Genomic DNA, 9,919 nt, shown 5'->3' on the forward strand with positions numbered 1-9,919 from the left:
GTATTGTTCCACAAAGATCGGTGATCGCCTACCCCTGATTGTCTATTTCTGCTGCAGCTCGTCGCAACAAGCCCTCCAGCGCGGCTTTTACCGTTTGTCGGCGGACCTCGTCGCGGTTGCCGGGGAAGTGCGCAAGCTCGGCCGTAATTTCGTCGCCCACGGCAAAGGCCAGCCAAACGGTACCCACCGGCTTGTCCGGCGAACCGCCATCGGGGCCCGCGACCCCACTGACCGCCACGGCAAACCGCGCCAGGCTTTTTTCCTGCGCGCCGCGGGCCATCGCTTCCACCACTTCCTGGCTGACGGCCCCGACTTTGGCAAACAGCTTTTCCGGCACATTCAGTTGCCGGGTCTTCTGCCGGTTGGAATAAGTGACATAGCCCGCCTCGAACCAGGCCGAACTGCCCGGGATCCGCGTGATGGCTTCGGCAATACCGCCGCCGGTACAGGACTCGGCAGTGGTGACGTGGGCACTGAGCACCTGCAAACGGCGCCCCAGTTCGGCAGCCAGTTGAGTGATTTCCTTCACGGTCGTCTCCAAGAATGGGCGGGGGTTTGCCTACCCTACAGGAGCCCATCGACCATGCAAGACACAGAGTGCATCAAGAGACTAATGCGCGACGGCCTGCACGTAGGCCTGGCAAGCACGCAAGGCGATCAGGGCGTTATCGCCGTCGTCGGTGATGCGGATAATTCGCTGAGCATGCGCCGGGTCAAGTCGGGCTCGCGAGGCTGCATGAACCACGCCGCCGGCGCTGGGGGCGGCAGGCACTGTGCAGCCACTGGCGACGGTGGCGAGAAGGACTGACAGCCGCACATCAGCAGTGGCCAGGCGGTCGCGCAGAGCAGCTTGGTTGCGTTGGGCATCGTTCAATTCCTGAATGTATTGATGGTCACTAGTAGAGAGCTGTTGTTCAAGGGCCTGGCGTTTGGTCTGTTCGGCCTGTTGCTGGTGGAGGATTGCCTGGTTTTGCTGGCTGAGCGCCTGTGCATGTCGGACTGATTGCAGCTCCAACTGCGCCCCGTATCGCCATGCCTGCACCTGCCACACAAGCGCCATGAGCAGACACACACCGATCAAGCCAAACGCGCCTAGGAAACGCATAGCACCGCCTTCGCCCGCGCCCACAATTGCAAACGGGCGTCCAGGCCATTGAGGCCGCCGTTGATGCGGCGGGTGATGGTGGTGAACTGGTCTTTGTCGGCGAGCTCGTTGAGGCCGTTGCTTTGCCAGAACCAGGCGGCGGATTCGCAGGCCCATTGTGGCTGCTCCAACAATTTTGGTTGTCGCAGCAGGCGATCGTCACCGAACAGCGCTTGGCTGCACGCCATGTAATTGCGACGCCCGGTTATCTGGATCAGCCCCCTGCCCCGATACATTTGCCCATCACCGTCCGCTTCTGGGGTGTTGCCCAGGCGCGCCGCCAAGGTGCCTGTGTCGTATTTGCTCAGGTATTGATCACTGCCCAGTTCGCGGACATAGAACAACTGACCCGACTCATGGCCCACTTGGGCAAGGAATGCGGCAGTGCGCTGGGGTGTGGTGATTTGGTAACGAGACATGGCCGTGTTTAAGACCGAAATGAAAACTCCCGCTTTAAGGCGGGAGCTTGGTAACACTTTAATTAGCTGTTGCTCAGACACAACCATGCAGCCCTCCTCCCTGAAGTCGAGTGTTAAATGAAACACGACTCAAGCGTATTTTTCATTCAGTGCATACAAAATCGCGCACGTTTCTGCATCAAGCACACCGTTATAGTTTTCAGGGCGAAAGTGCAGTTGAAAAGCACGTACCAACGCACTAAAGAACACATCAGAGGCGGGCGCATCAATGCCGTAGCCATAGCTGGCAAAAGCCTCGACCACTTGCTCGCGCCCAGGCATTTGGCAATTGAACCGCCGAAGGTATTTGTGTTTGATTGAGTCGTCGTACCAAGCGCCAATACCGGCCTCAGCAAGTTCTTTCCAGGGAAGCTTCGGACCCGGGTCTGATTTGCGACCGACTGCAATATCTGAATGGGCGATCACGTTTTTCGGCGTCATGTCCGGGTAACGTTGCAGAATATTAATCGCCAATTGCTTGAGGGCTAGGATTTGTGAAGCCTCGTAGTCGGGGAACGTGAATACACCGTCGACATCCGTGGCCTGATTGACGATCTCGATACCGATAGAGGTATCATTCAAGCCTGAGCGTCCGGCCCACTGGCTAACGCCCGCATGCCACGCACGGTCCTCTTCCGCCACCAAGTTGAAAATTTTCTGCCCTTTGTGACCCGCGGCAATGTAGCTCGAATCTGTTGGATCCGGGATCAGATAATGAGCACTTGCAGCGCCGGTGGTCAGAGACTTTATCGACTCAGAAAAATCCTGGGCAGTGTAATGCAACACTAAGAAGCGTACGCGTTTGCCGTAGGGTTTAAGAGTGCGATACGCGTTGTAGTCAATCGTATACATGGAACAGACCTCTTTCCTATAAGTACGTTGTTGGGGGGCTTAAGCGGGTCTGAACAATGCGCGTCAGGCCTGTTCCGCCAAACCACCAGCGATGATCGAACTGCGATATCCCGTCGCTGGATCACCAACGTGGGTCACCTTGGTGATCGACCAGCGCCCCTGCATGTACACAGGCCAGGTGTCATCCAGCATCAGCAACCCTTCGGCCGCCAGCAACGGGTTACCTGGGCAATCGATCTGTAACTTCAAGCCTTCACGGCCCACGCGACGCAGTTCGCCTTCGGCCACGGCACAGGCTTCGGCTTCGTTCTGGCAGGGCTGGCGCAAGGTCTTGAACGGGGCAATCCCGACCTGGACCACGCGCTGCTTGCCGGCGGCGGCGTCCCACCAGCTGACGCGGCTGCCCATGTATTTGGAACGTGATTTTTCATCAAGTTTGGCGGTGATAAAGGCCTGGTTTCCCGGGCGGTTGTCGTGTGTCACGGACAGCTTCACTTCGGGCAATAGCTGGCCGGTGAGTGATTTGGCTTGCCCCGCTTCGGCCAGCACATAGAGTTCGTTGAACGGCTTGGTGACCGCGTTGTAACGCTTGGCCAGGCGGGTGATGAAGGCCATGTCGCTTTCGTTTGACTGATCGATATGCTCAATCGCAATACCGTCCAACGTCGGTGCCACACGCGGTGAAAAACCATGACGGCTGACCAGTTGGCGAAACAAGGCGCCCAAGGTGGTCGGCCCATGGCTGGCGGAACGGCGCTGGCGGTAGCCGCTTTTATCCACCACGCTGAAGGGCGCGGCGGTGGCGACGATCATCAGGCGCATCGGAAACAGCACCGGGGTTCGCTGAGTGATCACAAATTCGCCTTTTTCCACCAGCCCCGTTTCCTTATATCCGACGCGCAGGCCGATCTTGCCACTGAGGCTGGGCAAGCCTTCCAACCCTTCGATATTAAGGGTCAGTTCCAGTCGATCGGTCTCGATGCCTGCAGCGTCGGTGTGGCTCCAGTGCATCAGGCGTTGATTGAGCAGCGCCGCGTTGGCGCCGTAGAACTCCACGATCGGCGTAAATCCCTGTGCCATGCAGCCTCCTCAATCCCAGGCCAGAACGGGCCGCATGGCAGCCGGTCGTGCTTGTATCTCAGGCACGATCACCCAGACACCGGCTGGCAGTACCGGGCCGTATTCGGCGAGTTCGGGGTTCAAGCGCCAAAGGGTTTCTTCGGCGGTGTCATCGCAACGGCCCAATTCGCGGTAAAGCAACAGGTTGACCGAATCACCGGCAATACTTCGTACTCTACGCATTGACGAATTCCTCCAGCTCAAGGGTCCAGTTCATGACCATGGCGGTGCCGTCATCGATCACATTGCTTTGGGCTTCCACTACCGAGTTGATACGCCACAGGCCCCAGTTGCGGCCGATGCCATCCACCAGCGGCAACGGCGCTCGCGCATTTTGCAAAGCGCGCAATTCGTCCAGGCGCTGCATGCCAGTGGCGCGCATGGCTGTGCCGCTGAACGTGAGTTTTTCCAGCTTCTGGCCGTTCTGCCGCGACTGGGGTTTGCTGGCGATAATCGCCAGGTCGCTCCAACCGCCATCGCTGTTGCGGGTCAGTGTGGAATAGGCGAACCCTCGGGATAACCCGAAAATAAAGTCGCCCAGTACCATTTGTTGTCGCATCAATCACCTCCTGGATCGGCCAATGCCGCGTTGCGTCGAATGCCCAGGGAATCAGTGACCATCGGCACGCATTGGAACTGCAGGGCCTGGATCACTTGATTGACGACTTGCTGGGCATCCGCCGGGTTAACGCCGGTAATCTGGATGCTCGGTGAGAGCGTGACCTGGACATTGTCGGTACGGGCACTGTTGAGTTCCTTGCTCAGCGCGTTGGGCGCAGGTAGGCGATCATTTGCGCCAAACACCTTGTCACCCAGCCAACTGCCCGCCTCGCTGCCCAGCAGGCCACCGATGGCGCCGCCGATTGCGGTGCCGACACCGGGGAAAACCAGGGTACCGAGCGCGGCGCCAGCGGACGCTCCGGCCCAGGCGCCACCGGCGGTGCTCAGGCCAGTCCCGACTGCCTTGGCATCCCCGTTGCGTACGCCCTGAATCACATCCAAAGCAGTGTCGGCGTACCTCATCGGGCCAAGGCGGCGAGCACCGGCCACTCCCAATTTGCTCACTGTTCCCAGCGGGTTGGAAGGCATCTTCAGCGGGCCAGGCAAAGCCTCACGACTGAAATGGCGAGTATGGGGCGCAGCAGCAGTTACCCGGCCTTCGGAAGACATGGGGATAAGCTTGCGCTCTACTGCCTCGATCAGCCCAGGGCCTCTGCTCGCTGTCGACTGGCCTGAAGATCTGCTCTTGCTTGGACGGTTCGCCGCGACCGCACGCGGTTGTAACCTTTGAACCGCCCGCCCCTCATCGAAGCCTAAGAACGGCGCTGGTAACAATGCCTTTGCATCACGTTCGAGGCTGGTTAGCAGCCTGGAAAATACACCGCCTTTTTTGCTGGCAGGCGATCGTTTGGTCGAGGCTGTTCTGGGCACTAGCGGCTGTTTTTGCTGCCTGATCTGCGCGCGCTGAGTGTTTTGAGCGCTCTGCTTTTTTTGCGACTTCGACTGACGAGGGCTCTTTTTCCCGCGCGAGCCCTGCGAGCGCGAACGAGGACTTTCGATAGGGTGCTGAGTGGCCGTCGCACAACAGCACGATTTATCTTTCGCAGAACCGCCATCCTTGAACAGCTTGCCAACGCCGGGAAGCTTACCCAGCGTCGCATCAACCACGTTGCCAGCAACGCGGTTTTTTATCGTGTCTCCCACACTTGAAAAAAAGCTGGAAAACACCGGCGTAATAGCTCCAGCCGTTTTAATCGCGCCCGCCAGAGCCGGTGAATCTTTAGCCACGTCACTGGCGCTGTCCATCAGGCCCGTCTTGGCTTTCAGCCAAAGCGCTTCGCCCCATACCGGCGTGGCATCCAGGGTCGTAGAGAAACGTTTGCCGCTTTCGCTGGACTCCTCGCGCAGCACCTTGATCGACTTTTCCGACGTTGCGGTTTTATCAAACTTCAGTTGGCTGCCTGAATGCTGCAGCGCACTTGCCAGGTCGATTATCTGCGCGGTGCCCAGCGTCATGGCCTCGCGGGTATGGCGCAAATTCTCTGAGGTAGTCGAAGCGGATTCAGACACTGTCTTCGATTCTGCCTGCTCACCCAGCTTGGGTGAACGCACCTCAATTGCCCTCAGCGACGACAGCGCCGTGTCGAGAGAATCCACACCCTCACGCAATGAGCCGAGCGACAGTGCGAGCTCATCAAGTTTGAGCGTTGCGCTGGTGAGTGCGGCAACGGTTCCGGACAAGGCAGCCAAATCTGTTGACGGGGTTGAGCTGCCAACCGACAACGCGCCAGGGCTGAGGATATCGGCGTCATGTGCGCCGTCTGTACTGCCGAACGCATCCCGGCCATTCCTGGCGACGGCATAGGCGAGCGAATAATTGTCCTGCATCTCGCTTACTCCTGTTTGACGCCAAGGCGAGTGATCGCAATGTCGTAGCGGCGCAATGCTTTTCCGGCGTCCCAGTCGAGGATCTCCGCCTCATTGACCGAGTAGATCAGCGGCACCACATCGAGGATTACTTCGATGTCGCGCTGCGAAAGAAGGCCGCCGGTTGATTTAAAAAATCGTCGATACGCTCCTGCAGTTCGGTCCAGTCGGGCACGGTCAAACCGGCCAGGTCGGGGATCATCAGGCCGGTGCAATGGGCGGTGATGAACTCGGCGCGCTCTTTGTTGGTGGCGAGTTTTTTCATCACCTTGGTGGCGCGCAGGGCCGGCATTTCCAGGGGCAGTTCGGTGAGGGTTCGGCCAGCGGCTTCCAGGGGCAAGAGCAGAGGGACAGGCTGATCGTGGGGCGTCGCTTCGTGCTCATTCAAAAAGAACGAAGCCGGCCGCGTCGACATTTCGTGTACGTATTGAGCAATGCTTACGTAGTCCGGGCGCTTGAGTTGGTCGAGCTCTTTTTCCGACAGGCCGGTGGCGAGTTTCGCCAGTTCGAAGAACTGGTCGTCCTCGTCATCACCGGCCCGGGCCAGCGCGTCTTTTTGCGCGGCGTAGAACAACGGTTTGAGCTGAACCTGCTGGATCGTCGCACCGGTATCGGCGGTGATCGGGGACAGCAGGATGTGCAACGGTGGCATCCAGGCCATGGGGCAATTCCTTGTTGAGCAGTGTTGAAAAGCACCGCAAATCTAAATCTGCGCGCGGTCCGTGTGGAAGCTGGCTTGCCTGCGATAGCATCCACTCGATACACCAGATACACCGAGTCGCCTGCATCGCAGGCAAGCCAGCTCCCACATTGATCGTGCCCGCCTTAGATAGCAGTCATCTTTAAGGCATCAGCACGGCACGGCGCGCATCGCCAAGAATGTCGACGCCGTTGAGCACAAACTTCTGGGTGCGTACATCGATGTCGATCACCGAAATGCCATTTTCCAGACGGTTGTAGGTACGGCAGGACAGCTCCAGCGTGGTGGTGGCCTTGTCACCCATTTTCAGCTTCGCCTCCTCCAGGGATTTGAGCTTGCCGCCGACGGTGTGGTAGGTGAAGTAGGTCTTGCCGTCCTGGTCCTGACCGGCTTCACGCACGTTCAGCAAAATGTCGTCGCCCATGCGCACGCCCAGGGCCAGCATGATTTCCGGGCCGGCACCTTGCAGCACCAGCTTGGCATTGAGCACCTTGCCGCTCTTGGCCATTTCCTCGGCAATAAAGCGCCCGCCGGACATGGCTTCCATGTCGAACTCGATCTTCGGCGGGGTGAACTCTTCTACGGTTGCGGACAACGGCAGGCCTTGAAGGGTGGCCGCAATGGCCTGTCTGACTCGGTTGGTAAACATTAGAGAACGTCCTCCAGGAACTGCTCGATGATTTCATCGCGGGCGTTGAGTTGATAAACCATGTGTTCGTTCGGCGCGTAGCGGCCGTAGTCGATGACGATGAACCAGGTACCGTTCTTGTACTTCTCGACGCTGTTCAGTTCCGGGTGCAGGTACACGCTGCCGCCGGGAATGGTTTCGTCGGCCACCAGGGTTTGCAGCCAGTCGTTGATGCGCTTGACCTCCTGGTCCATGAAGGACTTGGTGAGGTTCTTGGCCATGGCTTTCTGGCCGGCCTTGACCAGCTTGCGGCTGATGGCATCTTCCAGGCCGACGTAGCTGATGAACTTGCCGGTGATGGAGCGGTTACCCAGCAGGGAGAAGCCGCCGAGGATGGTGCGGGCGTAGTAGCTCACGCCGTATCGGTTGAGCAGGTCGCCTTCGGTGGAGGTGTCGAGGATGTTGTACTCGACCACGCGGGAAACGTCCTCGGCGAAGGTCACCTGATTACCCGGGCTTTCCCACTGCTTGACCTTGGCCAGTGCGGCGATGGCCAGCGAGGATGGCGACAGGAACACATTCTTCTTCGCAGCCTTGGAGTACACCGACGGCATGTTGTGCACCAGCAGGCAACGGTCGAAGCCCAGGTCGGCACCGCCCAGCTCGCCGCTGTAGGTCACTTGGTCGGCCACCGACGCGTCCTTGCCATCGAGCACCACACGGGCCTTGATGCGTTTGCCGAACGAGGCGAACTCACCGGCTACGGCTTTGGTGCCCGTGAAGCCTGGAGCGCCGATGATGGTCAGGTCTTCAGGGACGCTGCTCAGGGCAGCCAGGCCCAGCTTGCGACCGGTGACCGGGTCGTTGCCGCCTATCACATTGTTGATCGTGTCGGCCGGGGTAGCGCCCTCTTCGACGATGACTACATAGACCGGCACCTTGACCACTTTGAGGATCTGGTACACCGCCTGGAACAAGGTGCCCGACTCGGTGCCGGCGGGGTCCAGCAGCGCCTGGGTGGTGAAGCTGTTGATACGAAACGGCGCGTTTTTGGGGATCGACGCGTGGGCATTCGGCGCAGTGCCGACCAGGCCAATGACGTTATCGCCAAGGCCACCCATGGCCTCGGGGGATTCAGTGGCATTCACAGTGATGCCGTTGTGCTCGAAGTTCAGGACTTCTGCCATGGTTATTCAGCCTTCTTGGGGGTGGAGTTGAGGACGCTGGTCAGTTCCAGACGGCCAGCGGTGCGCAGGGCGGATGCTTCGACGTCGAGCAGTTCCAGCTCCTCGCCAGCGGTGGACCAATGGCCGTTGCCGATGGGGAATGGGATGAGGACGGTGTAGGTTTGGCGGGTGGGCATGGGTGGAAATCTCCGGGTGGAAAATGCAAAAAGCCCCTGCGGGGAGGGGCTTTGGGGAGGCGAAAAAAACCGCTTTCGCGGTGGGGGTCAGTTGCGATCAGGCAAGGGGTAAAGCGCCTTGATTTTGGCGACTTTGTCACGCCAGGCCTTTTCTTTTTCTGGAGTTTCGTCGTATTGCCATTCCAGAAACAATGGATCAGCTTCAGTTACGTACAACGTACGACGCGCAGAGATAACGCTCTCCAACTTGGCATTGCTTTCCGCCTGCATGACGAGTTCATCTGCGCGAACCTCGTCAAATCCCAATGCCATCAATGTTGGGCGGTCCGCAGGAACATTGATCAGCGTCTCTCCGGAGGGAAGCAGTAGTGTTTTGATATATCCAACCATCTTCATACCCCTTTTGCTGTGTAACGCAGATCGTTATCCAACGTATAAGCCAAGCGGCTTTCCGGATAAGTTTCTCCAAGTTCGGTGGCGGTTATCGCAAACGGTTTCACCTTCCAGCAAATTTCATATTCAGGGGTCACTGCTTGGCTCAATTCCACTTCAGCATCTGAGCGACTGTACTTCACAGGCTCCTCAAAGCTCTTGGTGACGATATACGTCAGCCCGCCACGCAAATAGCAGCCAGATTCCTGCGGGGACGAGACCAATGTGCCTGGTATCTGGTTAAGCCAGATGGGCTTCAAGCCAGTGACCGGACGGACGTACGACCACATCCCGAATTGAGCACGACGGACGGTCTCTCGGTAGGTTTGAGAGATGCGCTTGATAGTCAAAAAATTAGCGTCCCCATTCCATGGGATCCCACAGCCCTCCATTTGCAGATTTAGACCGGCGACATGTGGCTCAAAATTGTTGTTGAATGGATTGAGGCCTGCGTCCAAGCCATAGTTCCTGGAAATTATGATCTCCGACATACCTCTCTCGTTACCTGGCATACGCCACCAGACCGGATAAAAAATATTGGTAGAAAGTCCCGTAAGATCAATTGTTTGTGTATAAGAGGCACGGCCATTAATATCCTTAGCCTGCACACTGTTACGCCAAGCAGTAAACTGACTCGAAGCCACCTCCACCCGCGCATCAATCTTCCCAATTTGGTTGGTAACCGCCTCCGTAAGCTTGTTACATGCATCCACAACTTTCGTGATAGTCGTTTCAAGTCCCATCATCAACTCCCTGTCAGTTAATCTTTCCAGCACTTTTGTCAGTGCTACTACTT

At 58.0% G+C, this 9,919-nt stretch carries 14 protein-coding genes; all 14 read right to left on the reverse strand.

What is annotated here, in order from left to right; translation table 11 throughout:
• Positions 1-28 precede the first annotated feature (28 nt).
• On the reverse strand, positions 29-529 hold the full coding sequence (locus tag GIW04_RS22800) for a CinA family protein (RefSeq protein WP_003189041.1): 501 nt from the start codon (positions 527-529) through the stop codon (positions 29-31).
• A gap of 81 nt (positions 530-610) precedes the next feature.
• The gene (locus tag GIW04_RS22805; protein ID WP_120247583.1) at positions 611-1,105 is read right to left on the reverse strand and encodes a lysis system i-spanin subunit Rz; all 495 of its coding nucleotides are present in this window, start codon (positions 1,103-1,105) and stop codon (positions 611-613) included.
• On the reverse strand, positions 1,093-1,650 hold the full coding sequence (locus GIW04_RS22810) for a glycoside hydrolase family 19 protein (protein ID WP_120247582.1): 558 nt from the start codon (positions 1,648-1,650) through the stop codon (positions 1,093-1,095). Before GIW04_RS22810 ends, GIW04_RS22805 begins: the two co-directional genes overlap by 13 nt.
• Before the next feature lie 42 nt (positions 1,651-1,692).
• The gene (locus GIW04_RS22815) at positions 1,693-2,454 is read right to left on the reverse strand and encodes an N-acetylmuramoyl-L-alanine amidase (protein WP_003189035.1); all 762 of its coding nucleotides are present in this window, start codon (positions 2,452-2,454) and stop codon (positions 1,693-1,695) included.
• Positions 2,455-2,517: 63 nt separating this feature from the next.
• Entirely contained in the window at positions 2,518-3,534 is a 1,017-nt protein-coding gene (locus GIW04_RS22820) for a contractile injection system protein, VgrG/Pvc8 family (RefSeq protein WP_034135797.1), read from the reverse strand.
• A 9-nt stretch (positions 3,535-3,543) separates the two neighbouring features.
• Complete coding sequence (locus GIW04_RS22825; RefSeq protein ID WP_003189032.1) at positions 3,544-3,756, reverse strand: tail protein X; 213 nt, start codon at positions 3,754-3,756, stop codon at positions 3,544-3,546.
• Positions 3,749-4,132, reverse strand: a complete 384-nt coding sequence (locus tag GIW04_RS22830; RefSeq protein WP_003189031.1) for a phage tail protein — start codon at positions 4,130-4,132, stop codon at positions 3,749-3,751. Before GIW04_RS22830 ends, GIW04_RS22825 begins: the two co-directional genes overlap by 8 nt.
• Positions 4,132-5,961 (reverse strand): phage tail tape measure protein, encoded by a 1,830-nt coding sequence (locus tag GIW04_RS22835; protein ID WP_120247581.1) that lies wholly within the window; start codon positions 5,959-5,961, stop codon positions 4,132-4,134. Before GIW04_RS22835 ends, GIW04_RS22830 begins: the two co-directional genes overlap by 1 nt.
• A 127-nt stretch (positions 5,962-6,088) precedes the next feature.
• Positions 6,089-6,661 (reverse strand): phage tail assembly protein, encoded by a 573-nt coding sequence (locus GIW04_RS22840; RefSeq protein WP_003189027.1) that lies wholly within the window; start codon positions 6,659-6,661, stop codon positions 6,089-6,091.
• A gap of 181 nt (positions 6,662-6,842) precedes the next feature.
• A complete protein-coding gene (locus tag GIW04_RS22845; RefSeq protein ID WP_003189025.1) occupies positions 6,843-7,349 on the reverse strand; it encodes a phage major tail tube protein in 507 nt (168 codons plus the stop codon).
• Positions 7,349-8,515, reverse strand: coding sequence for a tail protein (locus tag GIW04_RS22850; RefSeq protein WP_034135800.1), 1,167 nt, complete (start codon positions 8,513-8,515; stop codon positions 7,349-7,351). The genes GIW04_RS22845 and GIW04_RS22850 overlap by 1 nt, the downstream gene beginning before the upstream one ends.
• Before the next feature lie 2 nt (positions 8,516-8,517).
• On the reverse strand, positions 8,518-8,691 hold the full coding sequence (locus GIW04_RS22855) for a hypothetical protein (protein ID WP_003189022.1): 174 nt from the start codon (positions 8,689-8,691) through the stop codon (positions 8,518-8,520).
• An 87-nt stretch (positions 8,692-8,778) separates the two neighbouring features.
• A complete protein-coding gene (locus GIW04_RS22860) occupies positions 8,779-9,081 on the reverse strand; it encodes a hypothetical protein (protein ID WP_164692256.1) in 303 nt (100 codons plus the stop codon).
• 2 nt (positions 9,082-9,083) lie between these two features.
• On the reverse strand, positions 9,084-9,919 hold an 836-nt coding region (locus tag GIW04_RS22865), incomplete at its 5' end, for a hypothetical protein (RefSeq protein ID WP_236479211.1).

It is taken from the genome of Pseudomonas sp. PA-4-8C (assembly GCF_021606625.1).
In the GTDB taxonomy this organism is placed as follows: domain Bacteria; phylum Pseudomonadota; class Gammaproteobacteria; order Pseudomonadales; family Pseudomonadaceae; genus Aquipseudomonas; species Aquipseudomonas lactis.